Annotated in this window: 19 protein-coding genes; 14 read left to right on the forward strand and 5 right to left on the reverse strand. The window is 65.0% G+C overall.

All coding sequences use genetic code 11. From position 1 onward, the window contains the following. The first annotated feature begins 52 nt into the window (after positions 1 to 52). From hisS to HRQ64_RS05640, 4 genes are all read left to right on the forward strand, one after another. The gene (gene hisS / locus HRQ64_RS05625) at positions 53 to 1,549 is read left to right on the forward strand and encodes a histidine--tRNA ligase (protein WP_172122535.1); all 1,497 of its coding nucleotides are present in this window, start codon (positions 53 to 55) and stop codon (positions 1,547 to 1,549) included. Positions 1,550 to 1,685: 136 nt separating this feature from the next. Next, positions 1,686 to 2,750 (forward strand): ATP phosphoribosyltransferase regulatory subunit, encoded by a 1,065-nt coding sequence (locus tag HRQ64_RS05630; protein WP_172122536.1) that lies wholly within the window; start codon positions 1,686 to 1,688, stop codon positions 2,748 to 2,750. Then, the gene (hisG, locus tag HRQ64_RS05635; RefSeq protein ID WP_172122537.1) at positions 2,747 to 3,454 is read left to right on the forward strand and encodes an ATP phosphoribosyltransferase; all 708 of its coding nucleotides are present in this window, start codon (positions 2,747 to 2,749) and stop codon (positions 3,452 to 3,454) included. Before HRQ64_RS05630 ends, hisG begins: the two co-directional genes overlap by 4 nt. A gap of 86 nt (positions 3,455 to 3,540) precedes the next feature. Beyond that, positions 3,541 to 4,293, forward strand: coding sequence for a TSUP family transporter (locus tag HRQ64_RS05640; RefSeq protein ID WP_172122538.1), 753 nt, complete (start codon positions 3,541 to 3,543; stop codon positions 4,291 to 4,293). 5 nt (positions 4,294 to 4,298) lie between these two features. On the opposite strand, the gene HRQ64_RS05645 is transcribed toward HRQ64_RS05640, so the two are convergent. The 3 genes from HRQ64_RS05645 to groES all read right to left on the reverse strand — a co-directional run bounded on the left by HRQ64_RS05645 (position 4,299) and on the right by groES (position 6,681). Further along, a complete protein-coding gene (locus tag HRQ64_RS05645) occupies positions 4,299 to 4,541 on the reverse strand; it encodes a BrnA antitoxin family protein (RefSeq protein ID WP_172122539.1) in 243 nt (80 codons plus the stop codon). Between the two features lie 138 nt (positions 4,542 to 4,679). Continuing rightward, the gene (groL, locus tag HRQ64_RS05650) at positions 4,680 to 6,320 is read right to left on the reverse strand and encodes a chaperonin GroEL (protein WP_127752123.1); all 1,641 of its coding nucleotides are present in this window, start codon (positions 6,318 to 6,320) and stop codon (positions 4,680 to 4,682) included. 70 nt (positions 6,321 to 6,390) lie between these two features. Then, positions 6,391 to 6,681 carry a co-chaperone GroES gene (gene groES, locus HRQ64_RS05655; RefSeq protein WP_127752124.1) on the reverse strand — a complete coding sequence of 97 codons (291 nt, stop codon included), beginning with the start codon at positions 6,679 to 6,681 and terminating at the stop codon, positions 6,391 to 6,393. 184 nt (positions 6,682 to 6,865) lie between these two features. Between groES and HRQ64_RS05660 the strand changes: the two genes are divergently transcribed. The 3 genes from HRQ64_RS05660 (at position 6,866) to HRQ64_RS05670 (ending at position 8,474) form a co-directional block, all read left to right on the forward strand. Next, positions 6,866 to 7,228: a DUF427 domain-containing protein gene (locus HRQ64_RS05660; RefSeq protein WP_127752125.1), complete on the forward strand. Its 363-nt coding sequence runs from the start codon at positions 6,866 to 6,868 to the stop codon at positions 7,226 to 7,228. A 61-nt stretch (positions 7,229 to 7,289) separates the two neighbouring features. Further along, positions 7,290 to 7,487, forward strand: a complete 198-nt coding sequence (locus tag HRQ64_RS05665) for a hypothetical protein (protein ID WP_127752126.1) — start codon at positions 7,290 to 7,292, stop codon at positions 7,485 to 7,487. 21 nt (positions 7,488 to 7,508) lie between these two features. Further along, a complete protein-coding gene (locus tag HRQ64_RS05670) occupies positions 7,509 to 8,474 on the forward strand; it encodes a DMT family transporter (protein WP_349236674.1) in 966 nt (321 codons plus the stop codon). On the opposite strand, the gene HRQ64_RS05675 is transcribed toward HRQ64_RS05670, so the two are convergent. Together HRQ64_RS05675 and HRQ64_RS05680 are read right to left on the reverse strand one after the other, a co-directional pair. Beyond that, positions 8,471 to 9,016 (reverse strand): dihydrofolate reductase family protein, encoded by a 546-nt coding sequence (locus HRQ64_RS05675; protein ID WP_172122540.1) that lies wholly within the window; start codon positions 9,014 to 9,016, stop codon positions 8,471 to 8,473. The genes HRQ64_RS05670 and HRQ64_RS05675 overlap by 4 nt on opposite strands. A gap of 65 nt (positions 9,017 to 9,081) precedes the next feature. Then, positions 9,082 to 10,470, reverse strand: a complete 1,389-nt coding sequence (locus HRQ64_RS05680) for a sigma-54 dependent transcriptional regulator (RefSeq protein ID WP_172122541.1) — start codon at positions 10,468 to 10,470, stop codon at positions 9,082 to 9,084. 139 nt (positions 10,471 to 10,609) lie between these two features. Here HRQ64_RS05680 and HRQ64_RS05685 point away from each other — a divergent pair, with 139 nt between their 5' ends. The 7 genes from HRQ64_RS05685 to HRQ64_RS20345 all read left to right on the forward strand — a co-directional run bounded on the left by HRQ64_RS05685 (position 10,610) and on the right by HRQ64_RS20345 (position 20,923). Beyond that, positions 10,610 to 11,842, forward strand: coding sequence for an EAL domain-containing protein (locus tag HRQ64_RS05685; RefSeq protein WP_172122542.1), 1,233 nt, complete (start codon positions 10,610 to 10,612; stop codon positions 11,840 to 11,842). A gap of 83 nt (positions 11,843 to 11,925) precedes the next feature. Further along, the gene (locus HRQ64_RS05690; RefSeq protein ID WP_127752130.1) at positions 11,926 to 12,792 is read left to right on the forward strand and encodes a TIGR01459 family HAD-type hydrolase; all 867 of its coding nucleotides are present in this window, start codon (positions 11,926 to 11,928) and stop codon (positions 12,790 to 12,792) included. A 6-nt stretch (positions 12,793 to 12,798) separates the two neighbouring features. After that, a complete protein-coding gene (locus tag HRQ64_RS05695; RefSeq protein WP_172122543.1) occupies positions 12,799 to 13,770 on the forward strand; it encodes a bifunctional riboflavin kinase/FAD synthetase in 972 nt (323 codons plus the stop codon). 625 nt (positions 13,771 to 14,395) lie between these two features. Next, the gene (gene ileS, locus HRQ64_RS05700; protein WP_172122544.1) at positions 14,396 to 17,362 is read left to right on the forward strand and encodes an isoleucine--tRNA ligase; all 2,967 of its coding nucleotides are present in this window, start codon (positions 14,396 to 14,398) and stop codon (positions 17,360 to 17,362) included. A 135-nt stretch (positions 17,363 to 17,497) separates the two neighbouring features. Then, positions 17,498 to 18,067 carry a signal peptidase II gene (lspA, locus tag HRQ64_RS05705; RefSeq protein ID WP_172122545.1) on the forward strand — a complete coding sequence of 190 codons (570 nt, stop codon included), beginning with the start codon at positions 17,498 to 17,500 and terminating at the stop codon, positions 18,065 to 18,067. Between the two features lie 75 nt (positions 18,068 to 18,142). Continuing rightward, positions 18,143 to 18,844: a hypothetical protein gene (locus HRQ64_RS05710; protein ID WP_172122546.1), complete on the forward strand. Its 702-nt coding sequence runs from the start codon at positions 18,143 to 18,145 to the stop codon at positions 18,842 to 18,844. A gap of 96 nt (positions 18,845 to 18,940) precedes the next feature. Further along, on the forward strand, positions 18,941 to 20,923 hold the full coding sequence (locus HRQ64_RS20345; protein WP_282567726.1) for a pseudouridine synthase: 1,983 nt from the start codon (positions 18,941 to 18,943) through the stop codon (positions 20,921 to 20,923). Positions 20,924 to 20,931: the final 8 nt, after the last annotated feature.

The following is a 20,931-nucleotide window of genomic DNA, read 5'->3' on the forward strand; positions in this document are numbered from 1 at the left end:
TGTCACCCCTTGGCCGATCCGCTAAGGACGACGCGTGCCCCAGGACCGCCCGATGACCCAAAAAGCCAAGCTGATCGCTCCGCGCCTGCCGCGCGGCTTTGAAGACCGCACGCCCGGCGAGATCGCGGCCGTTGATGCCATGGTGCAAACCATCCGCCAGGTCTATGAGCGCTATGGCTTTGATCCGGTGGAAACGCCCCTCTTTGAATACACCGAAACCCTCGGCAAATTCCTGCCCGATACCGACCGGCCCAATGCCGGCGTGTTTTCGCTCCAGGACGATGACGAGCAGTGGCTGAGCCTGCGTTATGACCTGACTGCGCCGCTCGCCCGCCACTTCGCCGAGAATTTCGAAACCCTGCCCAAGCCCTATCGCTCCTATCGGCAGGGTTATGTGTTCCGCAACGAAAAGCCAGGCCCCGGCCGCTTCCGCCAGTTCATGCAGTTCGATGCCGATACCGTTGGGGCCGCCGGCCCCGAGGCGGACGCCGAAATGTGCATGATGATGGCCGATGTGATGGATGCACTGGGCCTGCAGAACCAGTATGTGGTGCGGGTCAACAACCGCAAGGTGCTCGATGGCGTGCTGGCGACCGCCGGCGTCGGCACTGAAGAGCAAAAGCTTATCGTGCTGCGTGCCATCGACAAGCTCGACAAGTTCGGCATCGACGGCGTCAAGCTGCTGCTGGGCGCCGGTCGCAAGGATGAAAGCGGCGATTACACCAAGGGCGCCGACCTTTCGGCCGAACAGATCGAGCCCATCTTGGGCTATCTCGAAAGCGGCACTCCCGCGCCGGGCGTGGAAAAGGGCAGCAATGCCCATGTCATCGCCACCATCAACAATCTTGCTGGCCTGATCGGCGGCTCGGCCAGCGGGCTTGAGGGCGTGCAGGAATTGGCATCGATCTTTGGCTTGGTCAGCGCCGCTGGCTTTGGCGGCCGCGTCGTGCTCGACCCCTCCGTCGTGCGCGGCCTCGAATATTACACCGGTCCAGTTTTCGAGATCGAACTCACCTTTAAGGTGCAGAACGAAAAGGGTCAGGACGTGGTGTTCGGCTCGGTGGGCGGTGGCGGGCGCTATGATGGCCTCGTGTCTCGCTTCCGGCGTGAACCCGTTCCGGCCACCGGCTTTTCAGTTGGCGTGTCGCGCCTGGCCAATGCCCTCAAGCTTACCGGCAATCTCAAGTCAGCCGAGCCGGTTGGACCGGTTGTCGTGCTGGTGATGGACAAGGACCAGACCGCCGGCTACGCCGCGATGGTGTCCGAGCTGCGCGCGGCCGGCATTCGTGCCGAAATGTTTTTGGGCAACACCAAGAATTTCGGCAAGCAGGTCGCCTATGCCGACAAGCGCAATTCCCCTGCCGTGATCATCGAAGGCTCGCTTGAGCGCGAAGGGGGCATTTTGCAGGTCAAGGATCTCGTGGCCGGCAAGCAGGCCGCCGCCGCCATCACCGACAATGCCGAATGGAAAGCCGCGCGCCCCGGCCAGTTCGAGATCAAGCGCGAAGACCTGGTATCGGCCATCCAGCAGCTGCTGAGCGAGCAATGACCGGGGCCCTGATCGGATGGGAAAGCACACCAGGAGCTCAAGGCTCCTGCCCTCCCTCCCCCTTGAGGGGAGGGCCGGGGAGGGGGTCATTCAGTGAGTTACCCAGCCCGGCTTATCCTCGATCCGGAGCGGTCGCATGACGCACGCCGCTTACCGCCGCGCCCAGCTCGAATCCCTGGTGGAGGCTCAGGGCGCCACCCGGGCCGCGCCGCCCCTGCTGCTGCCGGCCGATCCCTATTTCGACCTGGCCGGCGAGGAATTCGGGCGCCGCTTGTTGCTGACCTCGGGGGCGAGCAGCGCCGAATATTGCCTGCGCCCCGATTTCACCCTGCCCATTGTTGCCGATTACATCGCCAATGGCGCCGGCGCGCCTGCGGCCTTTTCCTATCTCGGGCCCATCTTCCGCCAGCGCGAAGGCCTGCCCGCCGAATTCGACCAGGCGGGGCTTGAGCTGGTGGCCCAGCCCAATGGCGACGTGGCGCTCGATCAGGTGCTGACCTTTGCCCGCGCCGCGCTCGACCTTTATGGCGTGCGCCCGCACATCCGGCTCGGCGGTGTTGGCTTGTTCGAGGCCTTGCTGGCCCAGGCCGACATGCCCGCGCCCTGGCGCCCCCGCATCCGCCACCGCTTCGGCCACACCGAGGCCATGGGTCGGCTGCTCAGCCGACTGGAAGCCGCCCCCGACGCTCCCCGCGCCGAGCAGCCCACGCGCGAAGCGCTGATCGGCGAGATTACCGAAAACATGGTGGCGGCGGGCCTCAGCCTGTCGGAAGGACGCACCCCCACCGAAATCGCGGACCGCTATCTCGAGCAGCAGGCGCTTGATGCCGCCCATGTGCCGCCCGCAACCCTGGCGCTGCTGCGGGACTATCTCGCCATTTCCGGCCCCGTATTGCAGGCGCTGACCCGCCTCGAAGCCCTGGCGGCGCGGCACCGGCTGATGCTGGGCGCCCCCATTCGCACTATTCGCCGGCATCTCGACAATCTGGGCGAAGCGCATGTGAGCTTTGACGCCAGCTTCTCGCCCCGGCTCGATTATTATACGGGCATTGTTTTCGAGATGCGCGGTCCTGGCGGCGCCGTCCTGGTGTCGGGCGGGCAATATGATCGGCTGCTCGAGCGCCTTGGCGCTACGGCGCCCATCGCCGCCTCCGGCTGCGCCGTGTGGGTTGATCGTTTGGAGGCCGAGTTGGTGCAATGACCGGCCTTACCCTTGCCGTGCCCTCCAAAGGGCGTCTTGAAGAGCAAACCCGCGACTGGTTCGCCGCCCGTGGCCTCGAGATCACCCGCCCCGGCGGCGCGCGCTCTTATCTGGGCGCAGTAGACGGACACCCTGAGATCACCGTCCGCTTTTACCCCGCGGCTGAGATTGCCCGCGAATTGATCCGCGGCACCATCGATCTGGGCGTCACCGGGCTCGACCTGATCCACGAAACCAGCGAAGTCGGGCCGGCCGCCGTCGCGGTTGCCGCCGAGCTGGGTTTTGGCAATGCCGATGTGGTGGTCGCAGTGCCCGATAGCTGGATCGATGTCACCCATCTCCATGATCTGGCCGATGTCGCTTCCGACTTCCGCTCCCGCCACGGCCGTTGGCTGCGCATTGCCACCAAATATATCACCGTCACCCGCCAGCATTTCGCCCGCGCCGGCATCGCCGAATACCGGACGGTGGAAAGCCTCGGGGCCACTGAAGCCGCGCCCGCATCCGGGGTGGCCGATATCATCGTCGATATCACCAGCACCGGCTCGACCCTTGCCGCCAACGGCCTGCGCGTATTGGAAGACGGCGTGATGCTGCGCAGCCAAGCCTGCTTGTTTGTGTCGCGTGGCGCCGATTGGACGCCCGAGCGTCGCGCGGCGCTCGAGAACATATTGGGCACCTTGGGGGCGGCCGCCGACTTCTAGCGCTGCGCCCCATTGCCAGCCCTCCCCATTGGCGGCTAAGCCAAGTGCCGACTCTTCCGCCCGCCGCCTAACCCCCGGACCCTGATATGCTGCTCGATCCCCTTGTGCTGCTGGCGCTCGCTGGCGCTGGCATGCTGGCTGGCTTTGTTGACGCCATCGCCGGGGGAGGGGGCATGATCTCGCTGCCCGCGCTGCTTTCGGCCGGCGTGCCGCCCGTGGCCGCGCTCGCGACCAACAAGCTGCAGGGCGTGGTGGGAACGAGCCTTGCGGCGCTGACCTATTGGCGGCGCGGCTTTGTCACCCTGCGCAAGCTCGTGCCCGCGCTCTTTACTACTTACGCCGGCAGCCTTGTTGGCGCTCTCGTGGTCAAGCAGATCGACGTGACCTTGCTTGATGTCGCGGTGCCGGTGGCGCTGATCGGGGTGGCGCTGTATTTCCTTTTCGCCCCTAACTTGTCCGACCTCGATCGCGCGCCGCGCCTGCGCTTTGAGCTCTTCGTGCCGCTGATGGGCTTTGTGCTCGGCTTTTACGATGGGGTGTTCGGTCCGGGCACCGGCTCGTTCTTCACCATCGGCTTTGTGATGCTGTTCGGGCTCGGCATCACCCGCGCCGCCGGCAACACCAAGATCCTCAACCTGACCTCAAACCTGTCGGCCCTGATCATCTTCATCATCGCCGGGGACGTGGTCTGGCCAGCCGCCATCGCCATGTCGGTTGGCCAAGTGGTGGGCGGCTATGCCGGCGCGCGCATCGGCATCCGGTTCGGGGCCAAGATCATCCGCCCGCTGGTGGTCGTCGTCTCGATCATCCTCGCCCTGCGGCTGCTGATCTTCCGCTAAAAAACCTAGTCCTCGGGCTCCAGCCCGGCGGCCTGGCGCAGCGCCGCGTTGATGCGCTCCTGCCAGCCCGGCCCATCCTCCTGGAAATGCTCCAGCACCGCCCGGTCGAGCCGCAGCGACACCAGTTCCTTGCCACCCGGTGGCGTAGCCGCCTTGGCGGGTGCCGCAGGTGCAGCTGGTTTGCTCGTGGCGCTCTTGAAGGCGGCTTCCGCCTGGTCGTAAGCGCTTCCGCGTCGTGGCGTCCGCATACAATCCTCGTGGGTTGAGAGCCCTCACTCTAGCGCGGGATCGGCGCAAGAAAAAGGCGCAGTGTTTCCACTGCGCCTTTCCAACCAAGATCGTGACTGGGAAGAAACGATCCTGAATTTTTTGCCTGAATGGCTGGACTAGAAGTCCATGCCGCCCATGCCGCCCATGCCGCCGCCGCCCGGCATTGCCGGTGCTGCGTCCTTGGGAGCCTCGACGATGAGGGCTTCGGTGGTGATCAGCAGCGAAGCAACCGAAGCTGCGTCCTGCAGAGCCGTGCGAACCACCTTGACCGGGTCGATAACGCCCAGCTGCACCAGATCGCCATACTCGCCGGTTGCGGCGTTGTAGCCGAAGGTGAGCGAGGAGTTCTCGAGGATCTTGCCCACAACCACGGAGCCTTCGGCACCGGCGTTATTGGCAATGGTGCGTACGGGCTCCTGCAGAGCGCGCTTGACGATGGCGATACCAGCGTCCTGGTCGGCGTTGATGCCCTTGACGGTCATTGCGTTGGAAGCGCGCAGCAGCGCCACGCCACCACCAGCAACAATGCCTTCTTCAACGGCAGCGCGGGTAGCGTTGAGAGCGTCATCGACGCGGTCCTTGCGCTCCTTGACTTCCACTTCCGTGGAGCCGCCGACGCGGATCACGGCGACACCGCCAGCGAGCTTGGCCAGGCGTTCCTGCAGCTTTTCCTTGTCGTAGTCCGAAGTGGTTTCCTCGATCTGCGCCTTGATCTGGCCAACGCGACCCTGGATGTCTTCCTGGGTGCCGGCACCATCAACGATCGTGGTGTTTTCCTTGGTGATCTCAACGCGCTTGGCAGTGCCCAGCATGTCGATGGTCACGTTCTCGAGCTTGATGCCGAGATCTTCGGAGATCACCTGGCCACCGGTCAGGATGGCGATGTCTTCCAGCATGGCCTTGCGGCGATCGCCGAAGCCCGGAGCCTTGACGGCAGCAACCTTGAGGCCACCGCGCAGACGGTTGACGACGAGGGTCGCAAGAGCCTCACCTTCAATGTCTTCGGCAATGATCAGCAGCGGGCGCTGGCTCTGCACAACCGACTCAAGGATCGGCAGGATGGCCTGCAGGTTCGAGAGCTTCTTTTCGTGGAGGAGGATCACGGGATCTTCCAGAACGGCAGTCATCTTCTCGGCATTGGTCACGAAATAGGGGCTGAGATAGCCGCGGTCGAACTGCATGCCTTCAACGACATCGAGCTCGGTCTCGGCAGTCTTGGCTTCCTCGACAGTGATCACACCCTCGTTGCCGACCTTCTGCATGGCTTCGGCAATCATGTCGCCGATGGACGATTCGCCATTGGCCGAAATGGTGCCGACCTGGGCAACTTCGGACGACGACTTGATCTTGGACGAAGCGGCCTTGAGCGAAGCCACGACTTCTTCCACGGCCATGTCGATGCCGCGCTTCAGATCCATTGGGTTGAAGCCGGCGGCAACAGCCTTGACGCCTTCAACAACAATGGCCTGACCCAGAACGGTCGCGGTGGTGGTGCCGTCGCCGGCGATATCGTTGGTCTTGGAGGCGACCGAACGCAGCAGCTGCGCGCCCAGGTTCTCGAACTTGTCTTCCAGTTCGATTTCCTTGGCAACGGTCACGCCGTCCTTGGTGATGCGCGGAGCACCGAAGGACTTTTCGATAACGACGTTACGACCCTTGGGGCCGAGGGTCACCTTGACCGCATTGGCCAGGATGTTGACGCCACGCAGCATCTTGTCGCGCGCGTCGGTGGAGAACTTTACTTCTTTAGCTGCCATGTGAGGCGCTCCTTAAAGTGCAGACAGGGAAAAGGGCAGGGAAGCGGGCTATTTGACCGAGCAAATCGCCTTACGCTTCGACGATGCCCATGATGTCGGATTCTTTCATGATCAGCAGGTCTTCACCGTCGACCTTGACTTCGGTGCCGCTCCACTTGCCAAACAGCACGCGGTCGCCGGCCTTGACGTCCAGCGCCACAACCTTGCCGCTGTCATCGCGGGCACCTGGGCCAACTGCAACAATAACGCCTTCGGAGGGCTTTTCCTTGGCGGTGTCGGGAATGATGATCCCGCCTTTAGTCTTTTCCTCGCTGTCGAGACGGCGGACGACCACGCGGTCGTGGAGGGGACGGAAGCTCATGATTGCTCCTATAGCATCATCGGGACTGCAAATTCGCGCCCTTTGGCACTCACCGAGTGAGAGTGCTAACAGGGTGTCGCTGATATATGCAGGGGGCGCATCCGAGTCAAGCCGGGGCAGGGTGAACCCCGGGCGGGGATGATGCGTTGAGCACCGATACGCACAGCTAGAAAGGCACGAGATCATGACCGTTCAATGTCTGGATAAAGACATCAAGATCCGGCCGGCCGAAGGCCGCGTCCATGTCATCTTCGATGACGCGGAAATTGCCGATTCCATCCGGGCGCTGGAAGTCGATGAGCCCGGCTCGCCGCTGCGCATTTACTTGCCGCGCGAGGACATCCAGCCCGGTATTCTCGAGGCCACCGACACCCACACCACCTGCCCCTATAAGGGCGAGGCCTCCTACTACACCATCAAGACCCTGACGGCGACTGCCGAGGATGCTGCCTGGTATTATCCCGATCCTTGTCCATTGGTGGAGCCCATCCGCGATATGATCGCCTTCTGGGGCGACAAGATCGAATATCGCCGCACAGCGGTTTAACCGCCATTGCGGGTTGCCTTGGGGCTTTCATCGCCCCAGGGCTTGGGGCATAAGGGAAGCCATGAACACACCAGCTCAACCCCTCCAGATCCGCCTGCGCCTCAAGGGCGGCAGTGGCCAGAACGCCAATTGGCAATGGGAACTGCTCGATGCCGCCGGCGCCGTTGTCAAATCCGGCAGCGCCATGGGCCCCGAGCACAAGGCCTTCGCCACCGCCCGCCAGGCCAAGGAAAAACTCGAAAAAGCCGCTGCCAACTAAGCCAGCGCAAACGAGACGCAAGTGACACTTTCCGGCGGGGCCAACCCGGCTTTTTCTCCACCTGCCACGGTTGCTCCGCTACGTGGCATCACCCTCAAGGTTGCTTCGGTCTGCGTTTTCGTGGCGATGTCGGCCCTGATCAAGGCGGCCGAGAACATTCCTGCGGGCGAACTCGTGTTCTACCGCTGTTTTTTCGCCATCGTGCCGGTGCTGGTTTATCTCGCCTGGCAGGGCAATCTGCGTTTCGGCCTGCACACCAACAATCCGTTCGGCCATGTGCTGCGTGGCCTCATCGGCATCGCCTCCATGGGCCTGAGCTTTTACGGGCTGACCATGCTGCCGCTGCCCGAGGCCATTGCCATTGGCTATGCCGCGCCGCTGGTCGTGGTGGTTCTGGGCGCCGTGCTGCTCAAGGAGCGGGTGCAGCTTTACCGCTGGACGGCGGTGATCGTGGGCCTGGTCGGCGTGATCATCATGCTTTGGCCGCGGCTCACCATCCTGAGCGGGCAAACCGCCATGGGCACCGGCGAAACCCTGGGCGCACTCGCCGCGCTCCTGGCAGCGATCTTTTCGGCCTTTGCCATGATGCAGGTGCGCCGCCTCGTGCAAACCGAGCGCACCGAAACCATCGTGCTGTATTTCTTCATCACCGGCTCGGTGCTGTCGCTGTTGACCCTGCCATTCGGCTGGGTTTGGCCCACGCTCGAGCAGACCGTGATCCTCGTCCTGGCCGGCATTGCGGGGGGTGTTGGGCAGATCCTCCTCACCGCCAGCTATCGCCATGCCGAAATGTCGGTGATTGCGCCCTTTGAATATACCTCGCTGCTGCTCGGCTTGGCGGTGGGTTACTTCGCTTTCGGCGACATCCCGACGCTGCCCATGCTGGGCGGCGCTGCGATCGTGATCGCTTCGGGCATCTTCATCATCTTCCGCGAGCACCGCCTGGGGCTCGATCGGAACAAGGCCCGCCAGGCCAGCAGCCTTTAGGCCGCATTGCCGGGGACGCGATAGCGCGATTGCACCAGGCCCGATGGAAAGGCCTGGGTTTCCACATGCTCGAGCACCAGGTCGGCCCCAAGCGGCCCGAACAGGGGAATGCCCTCGCCGATCAACACCGGAATGCGGCTGATCACCAGATCCTCGATCAGCCCGGCGCGCAAAAACGCCTGGATCAGTTTGCCGCCATCCACATAAGCCGCGCGCCAGCCCCGGCCCGCGACCAGTTGCATCGCCCCCTCGGGCGTTGCATCCACAATCTCGACTTTGTCGGCAATCTCCTCGGGCACATCGGTCTGGGTGATGCTGCCGCTCAGCACCAGCACGGGCTTGGAATAAAACCACGGCCGGAAATGCTTGATCACCTCATAGGTGCCGCGCCCCATGATCACCCCATCCATCCGTTCCATATGGGCGTTGAAACCGTGATCCTCGCCAAGCGTCGGGTAATCCGTCAGCCAGGCGATGTCGTCATTCTTGCGCGCGATAAAGCCATCCAGGCTGGTGCCGATAAACACATGACCAGTGGTCACAACTCACCTCCATTGCTGAACCGGGCTTGATCTAAATCCGTGCCCTGTCAAACCCTGGCAGCAGGCTAGCTGGCCACCTCCAGCCCAGCCCAGCCCTGGCGCTTGCGGTAGATGGTCGAGGGGCTGATCTCCAGGGCCGCTGCCGCCAGCGAGATATTGCCGCCAAAGCTGGCAATGGCATCCTCGATGATGCGCTGTTCCTGCTCCCACATTGGCCGCACCGGCGAACGGCGCTCGGCCCGATTGCCGCCGGGGCCCAGTTCGCCCACTGCAGCGCTCGAAGCCACCATGGCCGCACTCACCTCGCCGCCATCGGCGAGCACGGCGATGCGCCGCATCAGGTTCTCGAGCTGCCGCACATTGCCGGGCCATTCCGATCCGCCCAGGACCGCAACCGCCTCGGGCGAAAACCCGGAGAACTGCTTGCCCTGCTCGCGCCCGAACCGCTCAAGGAAATGGCGGGCGAGGGGCAACACGTCGCTTGGCCGTTGCCGCAGCGGCGGCAGGTGGATCGGCAACACATGCAGCCGGTAAAACAGGTCTTCGCGCAATTGCCGGGTTTCGATCAGCTGCGTCAGCGGCTCCTTGGTGGCGCAAACCACTCGTATATCGAGCGCGTTGGTTGGCACCTCGCCCTCGCCAGTGATCCGGCCGGTCTGCAACAGGTGCAGCAGCTTGGCCTGCAGTTCGGGGTCGAGTTGCGCAACTTCGTCAAGAAACAGCGTGCCGCCATCCGCCCGCCGCGCCGCGCCGACGCCATCCGAGCCGGCGCCGAACAATTCGCGTGCCAAGGAATCAGCGTCGGCTGCCGCGCAGTTCACCACGACCATGGGGCGGCCAGCGCGCGGGCTGCTGCCATGCAGCGCCTCGGCGCACAAATTCTTGCCGGTGCCGCTTTCCCCGGTGATGAACACCGGGGCAGGGGAAGGCGCGATCCGCATGATCTGCTCGTAAACGGCCTGCATCGCCCCTGAGCCACCCACAAAGCCGGCAAAATCGGCCGAGGGCCGGGGCAGGGCGGGCTCACCCAAAAGGGCACTGGCCTTGCCGTGGCGCTGTGCCAGCTCGCCGATTCGCGTCAACAGCGTTGCCCCGTCAACCGGCTTGGTCAGGCAATCATGCGCCCCAGCCCGCATCGCCACCAGCGATGCCGACACCGAACCACCATCCGACAGGGCAATCACCAGCGCGCCATCGGCCAGTTTGACCAGTCGCGCCATCGCCTCGTCAGGGCCGGGATCTTCGAGGCTTCCGAGATCCACCAGCACCAGGTCAAAGGCTTCGCGCCGCAAGGTTTCCGCCCCGGTCCGGCCGCAGGCCGCCAGGGCAAGCTGTGGCGCTGGCTGCAATTGCCCCGAGAGAGCTTCTTTGAGGTGCCGCACCGATCGCTGATCACGCTCGATCAGGAGCAGCCGGCCCGGCACTGCCAGGGGTTCCCCAGTGTTTGTCGCCATTGCGGCTTTGCCTTTGGTATAGTTCGACGCCCGCCGATTGTTCTCCAACAGGGTAAATATTCCGTTCCAGCCAGGGCCGGGGCGATGCTAAGAACATTGGGGCCGAATCCCGGCGCCGTTTTGGGGATCGCATCGCGCTGTGCAGGGCCTGGTTTACACCTTTATAGCGGTTTCCGCGGCAGCAGCTGGAGCTGCGGCCTATTTCGGGCTCGCCTTCACCCCCGCCCAGGCCATTCTCGCCGCGCTGGTTTTCGGCTGCATCGCCGTTACCGCCCATGAGCGCGTCCTGCGCCAGCGCGCCGAGCAGCGGCTCGAGCGCGCCATCGAGGAATTGTCGCGCCTCCTTTCCACCGATGCCAAGGCTGGCGCCGTGCTCGGCCAGCGCATCAACGCCATGGCCGACCTCAATGCCGGCCCGCGCCTCGGCGCCGTCGAAGCCGACATCTCCGTTCTGGGCACCGTGATCCGCCAGGTCGCCGAAGCCGTCGCCGATATCGAGGAAAGGGCGGCCCAACCTCAGGCCGCACCCGCCGCGCTGCGACCTGCCCCAGCCGCGACCATCGTGCCGCCACCACGCGAACCCACGATTCCGCTCGAAACCGTGCGGCGCGCCTTTGGCGAAGGGCGGCTGCTCTTTCACGTCCAGCCCGTCGTGACCTTGCCCCAGCGCCGGCCCACCGGCTTTGATCTGGTGCCGCGCCTCGCCCTCGAAGCGGGCGCATTGGCTGAACCGGCCGATTTCCTGCCCCGACAGGGCGGCGCCGATGTGCTGCGTCAGCTCGAAAGCATCGGTTTGCTCGAAGCCATTACCCTGGCCCGCCGCGCCCGCACTGCCGGGCAAAGGCCTAATCTCTTTGTGCCGCTGTCGCGGGCGACCCTGGGCGACGGCCAGGCCGCCGAAGGGTTGATCGCTTCGCTCGAAGCCAATCGCCCCGTAGCGCCGAGCCTGATCTTTGCGATCGAAGAAGCAGAGTGGCTGTCCCTGACCACCGCCGAGCGCGCCGTGGCCGACGCCGTCCACAAGAAGGGCTCAGGCTACAGCATCCTGGCCGTGCAATCGCTGCGGCTCGATGTGGGTGAACTGGCCGCGCGCGGCGTGCGCTCGCTGCGCATCGATGCCGCGCGCTTCCTCGAAGCGCCGCAATCCCTGACTGATTTCCACGCCGCCGATATCGCCGATTACCTCGCCCGCTTTGGCGTGACGCTGCTTGCCAGCGGGGTATCAGCGGAAGCGCAGATCCCCGAATTGATCGATCACCGCATCACCCTCGTGCAAGGGCCTCATCTGGGCGCTGCCGCCCCGTTGCGCGGCGATCTGCTGCTCGATGGCGGCCGCCAGCCCGCGCCCGCCTTGCATCGGGTCGAGGGCTAACTCCACCACTCCCGTGCTGTTTGGGCTTGATCGGCGCCCCCAAGCTGCCACATAGCACGCAGCAGTTTATTTCGGAGTTCCCCATGACGTCCCATCCCGCCTCCATTTCCGGCCTGTCCGATCTTGCCGGGCGCTATGATGCGGTGCTGAGCGATGTGTGGGGTGTGATCCACAATGGCGTGTCGGCCTTCCCCAGCGCCGTCGACGCCCTCGTGAAATATCGTGAAGCTGGCGGCACGGCCGTGCTGATCACCAATGCGCCGCGCCCCTCGGGCCCGATCGTCGACATGCTTGATCGCCTTGGCGTGCCGCGCTCTGCCTATGATGCCATCGTTTCCTCGGGCGACGCCACCCGCGCCATGATCGCCCGCTACCAGGGCCGCCCGATCCACCATGTCGGCCCCGCCACCGAAGACGATGCGCTCTACGAGGGCCTCGATGTGCGCCGCACCACGGCCGATGAAGCAGAAGTGATTGTGGTCACCGATCTCGATGACGACACCCACACCCCCGAAATGTATCGGGAACGCGCCGAGCACTGGCTCGCGCGCAAGCTCCCCATGATCTGCGCCAATCCCGACCGCGTCGTGGAACATGGCGACCGCCTGATCTATTGCGGCGGCGCGCTGGGCGACCTCTACGAAGCCATGGGCGGGATCGTGCACATGGCCGGCAAACCCTATCGCCCCATCTATGAGGAAGCCTTCCGCCTCGCCGAACAGGCCGCTGGCAAGCCCCTCGACAAAAGCCGCGTGCTCGCCATTGGCGACAGCGTGCGCACCGATGCCACCGGCGCCGCCCAGTTCGGGCTCGACCTGCTGTTCATCACCGGCTCGATCCACGCGGCCGAACTCGATGCCTTTGGCAGCCCCGATCCGCAGCTGATCGCCGATCTCGTGGCCCCCAGTGGCGCCCGCCTTGCCGGCTTCCTGCCGCGCCTCACCTGGTAGGCGCGCGTGGCCTTTATTCGACTATCCAGCCTCGATGACGTCCCCGCCGCCCTGCGGGGCGCCTATGTCGCCATCGGCAATTTCGATGGCTTTCATCGCGGCCACCAGTCGATCCTGGCCGCCCTCAAGACCGAAGCGGCGCGGGCGGAGGCGCCCGCGGTGCTGCTGACCTTCGAGCCGCATCCGCGCGATGTGTTTGCGCCCTCGCCCTTCATGTTCCGCCTCACCGATGGCGACGCCAAAGCGCGGCTGGCGGAAGCCCTCGGGCTCGATGGCATCGTCATCCTCCCCTTCGATCGCGCCTTTTCCCAGATCGAGGCGGAAGACTTCGTGTCCCGCTTTCTCGTCGATGCCATGAACGTCGCCGGCGTCATTGTCGGCTCCGACTTTCATTTCGGCCGCGGCCGGCGCGGCACGCCCACTTTCCTCAAGGCGGCGGGGGAGGCGGCGGGCTTTGCCGTCCAGACCCTTGATCTGATGGACGAGGGCGACGAGCCCATCTCCTCCTCGCGCATCCGCGCCGCCCTCTCGGAAGGGGCGGTCACCGCGGCCAATCGGCTTTTGGGCTACCACTGGTTCTTTGATGGTTGCGTCGTGCGCGGGGACCAGCGCGGCCGCGAACTGGGCTACCCCACGGCCAACACCATGACCCCCAACGGCTTCCAGCTTGCCCAGGGCGTCTATGCCGTGCGCGCCCGCCTCGGCAATCGCCTTTTTGGCGGCGTTGCCGCCTATGGCAAGCCCATGTTCGACAACCAGCGCCCGCCCTTTGAAACCCACCTCTTCGACTTCGACGAGGACATCTATGGGCAAACCATCACCGTCGCCCTGGTCGGCCATATCCGCGGCCAGGAAGTGTTCAGCGGCCTCGATGAACTGATCGCCGCCATGGACCGCGACTCGGGCAAAGCCCGCACCCTCCTCACCCAAGCCACCCCCCTCAGCCCGCTCGACGAACAGCTGGGTTTCGTCGGCTAGCCCAAGAACTCGGCCCCATGAGCCATCGCCTCCCTCCCCCCTTGAGGGGAGGGACCGAGGGTGGGGGTTCCGGCTTTGCCTCCGAGTGGAGCCTGGGTACGGTTCCCCTTCGCTCCTCCACTCAAGCTCAGCCGCCTGCACCCCCACCCTAGCCCTCCCCTCAAGGGGGAGGGGACCTATCGTGCCCAACTCCTTGCTCTCGGCTCCTGCCCTCCCTCCCCCTTGAGGGGAGGGCCGGGGAGGGGGTGGTGTGGTGGGCCACTGATGAACCCCCACCCCCAACCCCTCCCCTCAAGGAGGAGGGGAGGCTCTCCACCGGGCTCTAGGCGGGAGTTCAGCAAGCGGTCCACTGCGCTTAAATATCTCCTCGCAAGCCAAATCCCGCAGCCATCGCCTCCCTCCCCCTTGAGGGGAGGGCCGGAGAGGGGGTGGTTATGTGGGCCACTGATCGACCCCCGCCCCCAACCGCTCCCCTCAAGGGGGAGAACCCGCCGCACTCCGCGTCCGCCGGCATTCACGCGGAACTGACGGCCCCCATCACCCCCACCCACCGCAAATCAACCTTTGCCCCTCGCGCCTCACCTTGCTAAAAGGCCGCCAACCTCCCCCAAAGATTGCCGCCTCCATGACCGATACCGCTGCAAGCGCCACCGAAACCGATTATTCGTCGACGCTGTTTTTGCCGCAGACCGAGTTCCCCATGCGCGCCGGGCTCCCCGATCGCGAGCCGCTCTGGCTCAAGCGCTGGGAAGAGATGGATCTTTATGCCCGCCAGCGCGAACAAGCGGCCGATCGTCCGCTGTTTACGCTCCATGACGGCCCTCCCTATGCCAATGGCAACATCCATATCGGCCACGCGCTCAACAAGACGCTCAAGGACATGGTGTCGCGCTCCATGCAGATGCTCGGTTTCAACTCGGCCTATGTGCCCGGCTGGGACTGCCATGGCCTGCCTATCGAATGGAAGATCGAGGAGCAGTATCGCGCCAAGGGCCGCGACAAGAACGAAGTGCCGATCATCGAATTCCGCCAGGAATGCCGCGCCTTTGCCGAGCAATGGGTCGATATCCAGCGCGACGAGTTCAAGCGTCTGGGCGTGCTCGGTGAATGGGACAATCCCTATCTGACCATGAGCTTTGACGCCGAAGCCCAGATCGCGCGCGAGCTGATGAAGGTTGCCGCCTCCGGCCAGCTTTATCGCGGCTCCAAGCCCGTGATGTGGTCGGTCGTGGAGCGCACCGCCTTGGCCGAGGCCGAGATCGAATATCAGGATTATGAAAGCGACACGATCTGGGTGAAATTCCCCGTGCATGGCGCTTCAGCCGAAGCCGGCGCTGATTTTGCCGCCACCGCCCGCCAGGTGCGCGACCTCGGTTCGGCCTTTGTGCTGATCTGGACCACCACCCCCTGGACCATCCCCGCCAACCGGGCGATCTCCTATTCCTCCAAGGTCGCTTACGGCCTCTACGAGATCACCGCGGCCCCCGAAGGCAATTGGGCGAAAACAGGCGAAAAATACGTCATCGCCGACAAGCTCGCCGCTGAAGTCTTTGCCAGGGCCAAGGTCGAAAGCTTCACGCGCCTCGGCGATGTCGATCCCGGCCAGATCACCGCTTGCCACCATCCGCTGCGCGGCCTTGCCGGCGGCTACGATTTCGATGTGCCCCTGCTCGATGGCGAACACGTCACCGATGATGCCGGCACCGGCTTTGTGCATACCGCACCCAGCCACGGCCTCGATGACTTTGAAATCTGGATGAACTCGGGCCGGCTCCTCGCCGAGCGCGGCATCGACACCTCCATCCCCTTTGCCGTGGACGATGCCGGTTTTTACACCGCCGAGGCCCCCGGCTTCGAAGGCGCCCGCGTCATCGATGACAACGGCAAGAAGGGCGACGCCAATAACCGCGTGATCGCAGCGCTCGCCGAGCGCGGCATGATGGTCGCCCGCGGTCGCGTCAAGCACTCCTATCCCCACTCCTGGCGTTCCAAGAAGCCGGTGATCTTCCGCAATACGCCCCAGTGGTTCGTTTACATGGACCGCGCCATCGAGGGCGTTGCCGGCGATACCTTGCGCCACCGTGCGCTCAACGCGATCGACGCCACCAAATTCTATCCGCCTGCGGGGCAGAACCGCCTGCGCTCGATGATGGAAGACCGCCCCGATTGGGTCCTGTCGCGCCAGCGCGCCTGGGGCGTGCCGATCACCGTCTTCGTGCATCGCCAGACCAACGAAATCCTCAAGGACGATGCGGTCAACCATCGCATCGCCCAGGCCTTTGAGGCAGAAGGCGCCGATGCCTGGTACGCCGAAGGCGCCGCCCAGCGGTTCCTCGGCGAGAGCTACGTCGCGGCGGACTACGAAATGGTCCGCGACGTGCTCGATGTGTGGTTCGACAGTGGCTCGACCCACGCCTTTGTGCTGCGCAACAAGCAGAAATGGCCCTACCTCAAATTCCCCGCCTCCATGTATCTGGAAGGCTCGGACCAGCATCGCGGCTGGTTCCATTCCTCGCTGCTCGAGAGCTGCGCCACCAACGGCTTTGCCCCCTATGAAAGCGTGCTGACGCACGGCTTCACCATGGATGGGGAAGGGCGCAAGATGAGCAAGTCCCTGGGCAACACCGTTGCCCCGCAGGACATCATCAAGCAATACGGCGCCGATATCCTGCGCCTCTGGGTGGCGTCCTCCGATTATTCCGAGGATCTGCGCCTGGGCAAGGAGATCGTCCAGACCACGGTGGATGCGTATCGCAAGCTGCGCAACACCCTGCGCTGGCTCCTGGGCAATCTTGCCCATTACCAGCCCGCCGATGCGACCGAGCCCGCCGACATGCCCGAGCTCGAGCAGCTGATCCTGCATCGCCTGGCCCAACTCGATGGCCAGGTGCGCGCCGCCTACAAGGAATATGACTATCGCCGTGTGGTGACGCTGCTCACCAATTTCATGAATATCGAGCTGTCGGCGTTCTATTTCGATATCCGCAAGGATGCGCTCTATTGCGACCCGATCTCCTCGGTGCGCCGCCGCTCTGCCCTGACCGTGCTCAATGGGCTTTTTGATTGCCTCACGGCCTGGCTCGCGCCCATCCTCGTTTTCACCATGGAAGAGGTTTGGCTCGAGCGGCACAAGGAAGCCGATGCCTCCGTGCATCTGCGCTTGTTCCCCGAAGTGCCCGCCGCCTGGCTCAACGACGAACTGGCCGCCAAATGGCAGCTGATCCGCAATGTGCGCCGCGTCGTCACCGGGGCGCTCGAGATCGAACGCCGCGAAAAGCGCATCGGCTCCTCGCTCGAAGCGGCCCCCAAAGTGTTCATCAGCGACCCTGCTTTGCTTGCGGCAGTCGAGGGTGAAGACCTGGCCGATATCGCCATCACCTCGGCGGTTGAACTGGTCGAGGGCGAAGGCCCCGCCGATGCCTTCCGCCTCGATGACGTGGCCGGTGTTGCGGTGGTGCCGGGTCTGGCCGAGGGCAAGCGCTGCGCCCGCTCCTGGAAGATCCTGCCCGAAGTGGGCAGTGATCCCGACTTCCCCGACGTCACCCTGCGCGACGCCCAGGCCCTGCGCGAACGCGCCGCCGCCGGTCTCTAGCCTGGTGCCCGAGCTTCGATCTCAGCTCCGCACGTCCCTTCACCTCCCCCTCCGTGGGGGAGGCCGGGTGGGGGCGAACGACTCCCGATCTTCGCACGACCCCGCGACATCCCCCAATTGGTTGGACGCCTCCCGATGAATCTGCGCGCCCTTGCCGACCCCTCCGTTTACGTCTCGCTCGCCGCAGCCGTGCTCGTTTTCGGCCTCGATCGGGCGCACAAGACCATGCAGGTGTCCGCCAACTGCATTTCGCTTCTGGCGGGTGCCTGCGTTGATCACTTCGAGGCTTTCATCCCCTTTTCCATGAGTGGCTGGAGCGGGGGCGAAGTGGTGCGCGTCACCCCGTTCTTTGATTATGTCCTCGTCTGGAACACCGGCATTTCCTATGGCCTGCTCGACGGCTTGCCGGTCTGGACCCTGGGGCTCGTCATGCTGGTCGCCGTCGTCGCCCTCGCCATCTGGTGGGTGCGCGCCGATAGTGCTCTGCTGCGTCTCGGGCTGGGCCTGTGCATTGGCGGCGCGCTGTCCAATGGCGTTGACCGGTTGATCTACGGCGCCGTGGCCGATTTCTTTCATTTCCACTGGGGCACGATGTCGTTCTACATCTTCAACCTGGCCGATGTGGCGATCACCGCCGGGGTCGTCTTGCTGTTGCTCGACATGCTGGGCGTTGGCCGTCCACGCGCCGCTACGCCCACTGCTTGAACATGCTCGCGCCCCAATCTGGTTTTAGGCGCGAAACTAGTTTATAAGCACTCCCGACATTCTGAAGGACGTTTCATGCGCATGGGATCCACCGGGCCACAGACTGCTGCAAAGCGAGCTTCCCTTTGGGGCAAAGCCGGTTTGGCTCTGCTGCTGACCCTGACTTTGGCGGCCTGCACCACCGTGGAAGGCACCAATGCCTTGACCGATGTCGGCACTTTCGAGCGCGAGGTGATGACTTCGACCGCCCGCGGCGTCGGCCTGCTCAACCGCGCCGACCCCAAGGAAGATCTGACCCAGGCCCGCGCCCCGCTGGTGCTGCCGCGCGATGCCGCCTCGCTTCCGGCTCCGACCCAGTCGGCCGCCGCCCAGTTGCCCGTCAACAGCGACCGCGTCCAGCTCAACACCGCCGGCATGAGCGAAGCCGAGATCAAGCGCCTGCGCAATGCCCGTGTCGTCGATACCCGCACCATCGCCGGTCGCCCCCTGACCGAGCAGGAAACCTCGGCGCTGACCGCCCGCATGCAGGGCGCCAATATGGAAGTCAGCACCACCGGCAAGCGCCCGCTTTATCTGCCGCCTGACGACTATTTTACCCGCGTGGGTGATGCCGATTTGCTGTGCCGCACCCCGAGCGGGGAAGTGGTCTCGCTGCGCGACCGCCGCTGCCCCGCCGATGTGCGCCGCGCCATCGAGGCCCAGCAGCCCCAGGTCACGAGCCCCGGTACTTTGGGCGCCGGCCCCAATGCCAGCATGAAGAGCATGACCAGCAGATAGGCTCAGGCCGCACTCGTTATTCAGCCCCGCCCATTGCGGCGGGGCTTCTTGTTTCCGCGCCGCCCCTTTGGGTCCCGCATGAAAGGCACCGAACTCATGGCCGACCAACCAGCCTCCCCCGATACCGGCGATCGCCTCGCCAAGGTCATCGCCCGCTCCGGGCTTTGCTCGCGCCGTGATGCCGAAGTGTGGATCACCGAGGGGCGCGTCGCCGTCAACGGCAAGAAGGTCATCACCCCCGCCTTCAACGTCACCGACCGCGACAAGGTCACCGTCGATGGCGCCCCGCTCGCCGCCCGCCAGGGCACCCGCGTGTGGCTTTATCACAAGCCCGCTGGCCTCGTGGTCACCGAGAAAGACCCTGAAGGCCGCCCCACCATCTTTGAAGCGCTCGAAACCCACGGCCTGCCACGCGTCGTGTCGGTCGGCCGGCTCGACATCAACACCGAAGGCCTGCTGCTCCTCACCAATGATGGCGGCCTCAAGCGCGTGCTCGAACTTCCCGCTACCGGCTGGCTGCGCCGCTATCGCGTGCGCGCCCATGGCACCGTGACCCAGGCCGCCCTTGATCGCCTCAAGGACGGCACCGAGATCGATGGCGTCAAATACGGCTCCATCGAAGCCACCCTCGAGCGCGAGCAGGGCTCCAATGTCTGGCTCGTCATGGCACTGCGCGAAGGCAAGAACCGCGAGGTCAAGAACGTGCTGGGCGCGCTCGGCCTTGAGGTTAATCGCCTGATCCGCGTCTCCTATGGCCCGTTCCAGCTCGGCGACATTCCCGTCGGCGCCATTGAAACCGTGCGGGCGGCCACCCTGCGCGACCAGCTCGGCAAAAAACTGGCCGAAGCGGCCGATGTGGATTTCGACAGCGAAATGCCTGAAGCCAATGCCCTGATCGGCAAGCCTACCCGCGACCGCCTGACCGGCCGCGGCACCAACACGGTCGAGATTGCCCGCCAGCGCTTCCGCTTTACCGACCATGCCGAAAAAACCGAGGAAGAGCTGCGCGCCGAACGCCCGCGTCAGGATCGTCCGGGCCGCTTTGACAACCGCAAGCCCGGCCCGCGACGTGTCGAGGAGCGCGAGGAATACGAGGCGCCACCGCGCCGCGTGATCTTTGATGATGGCCGTGAAGAAGAATTCGTGGCCAAGCGTTCCACCCGCGCCCCCGCCTTCCGCGACAGGGACGACCAGCCCGCCCGCAGCTTTGGCAAGGCCCCCGAGCGTCCCGCCAAGCCCGCCTTCGACAAGCCCCGCGGCCCTCGCCGCGAGGATGGTGACCGCAGCGGTCCAAAATCTTTTGGCGACAAGCCCAAGCGTTCATTCGGTGACCGTCCCTCCGGCGGCAAATCCTTTGGTGATCGCCCCGGCGGCACCAAGTCCTTTGGTGATCGCCCCGGCGGCACCAAGTCCTTTGGTGATCGCCCCGGCGGCAAGTCCTTTGGTGGGCGTCCTGGTGGCAACAAGTCCTTTGGCGATCGGCCGCGTCCGCCACGCCCCGAAGGTGGGGCCGAGCGCCCATCGCGCGAGTTCACCGGCACGCCCCGTGGTCCGCGCCGCAGCGACGCCGAACGCCCGCAGCGTGATTTCCAGCCGCGCACGCGCGCCGACGCCGAGGCCGCGGGCGCGCCCCGCGCTTACACCCCGCGCCCCGACGCCGATCGTGCGCCCTCGCGCCCTGGCCGCAATTTCTCGGACAAACCGCGCGGCAATCGCCCCGATGGCGATCGCCCACAGCGCGGTCCTCGCCCTGCCGGTGATCGGCCGCAACGCCCCGCTGGTGCTCGCCCGGGTGGTCCGCGTCCGGGCCGGGACGAGTTCGGCTCGGAAGCCAAGACCTATGGCAAGCCCAAGGTTCGCCCCGACGGCAAGCCCCATCCCAAGCGCGAAGGCGCGGCCCCGGCCCGCGGTCCTCGTCCCGGCGGATTCGGCAAGCCCGGTGGCGCCCGCCCCGGGGCATCCGGTGGCGCCCGCCCCGGTGGCGGCGGTCGTCCGTCTGGTGCTGGTCGGCCAGCGGGTGGCCCACGCCCCGCGGGTGGGGCAGGGCGCCCATCGGGCCCCCGCCGGCCAAAACCCTGACCGCAAGC

It is taken from the genome of Devosia sp. 919 (genome assembly GCF_013185965.1).
Lineage (GTDB): Bacteria > Pseudomonadota > Alphaproteobacteria > Rhizobiales > Devosiaceae > Devosia.

Excerpts from the sequence above, each read along its gene's own strand:
- HRQ64_RS05710 (WP_172122546.1), top strand. The coding sequence starts at position 18,143 with ATGCGCATGGGATCCACCGGGCCACAGACTGCTGCAAAGCGAGCTTCC.
- HRQ64_RS05640 (WP_172122538.1), top strand. The coding sequence starts at position 3,541 with ATGCTGCTCGATCCCCTTGTGCTGCTGGCGCTCGCTGGCGCTGGCATG.
- hisG (WP_172122537.1), top strand. The coding sequence starts at position 2,747 with ATGACCGGCCTTACCCTTGCCGTGCCCTCCAAAGGGCGTCTTGAAGAG.
- lspA (WP_172122545.1), top strand. The coding sequence starts at position 17,498 with ATGAATCTGCGCGCCCTTGCCGACCCCTCCGTTTACGTCTCGCTCGCC.
- ileS (WP_172122544.1), top strand. The coding sequence starts at position 14,396 with ATGACCGATACCGCTGCAAGCGCCACCGAAACCGATTATTCGTCGACG.
- HRQ64_RS05630 (WP_172122536.1), top strand. The coding sequence starts at position 1,686 with ATGACGCACGCCGCTTACCGCCGCGCCCAGCTCGAATCCCTGGTGGAG.
- HRQ64_RS05660 (WP_127752125.1), top strand. The coding sequence starts at position 6,866 with ATGACCGTTCAATGTCTGGATAAAGACATCAAGATCCGGCCGGCCGAA.
- groL (WP_127752123.1), bottom strand. The coding sequence starts at position 6,320 with ATGGCAGCTAAAGAAGTAAAGTTCTCCACCGACGCGCGCGACAAGATG.
- HRQ64_RS20345 (WP_282567726.1), top strand. The coding sequence starts at position 18,941 with ATGGCCGACCAACCAGCCTCCCCCGATACCGGCGATCGCCTCGCCAAG.
- hisS (WP_172122535.1), top strand. The coding sequence starts at position 53 with ATGACCCAAAAAGCCAAGCTGATCGCTCCGCGCCTGCCGCGCGGCTTT.
- HRQ64_RS05645 (WP_172122539.1), bottom strand. The coding sequence starts at position 4,541 with ATGCGGACGCCACGACGCGGAAGCGCTTACGACCAGGCGGAAGCCGCC.
- HRQ64_RS05665 (WP_127752126.1), top strand. The coding sequence starts at position 7,290 with ATGAACACACCAGCTCAACCCCTCCAGATCCGCCTGCGCCTCAAGGGC.
- HRQ64_RS05690 (WP_127752130.1), top strand. The coding sequence starts at position 11,926 with ATGACGTCCCATCCCGCCTCCATTTCCGGCCTGTCCGATCTTGCCGGG.
- HRQ64_RS05680 (WP_172122541.1), bottom strand. The coding sequence starts at position 10,470 with ATGGCGACAAACACTGGGGAACCCCTGGCAGTGCCGGGCCGGCTGCTC.
- groES (WP_127752124.1), bottom strand. The coding sequence starts at position 6,681 with ATGAGCTTCCGTCCCCTCCACGACCGCGTGGTCGTCCGCCGTCTCGAC.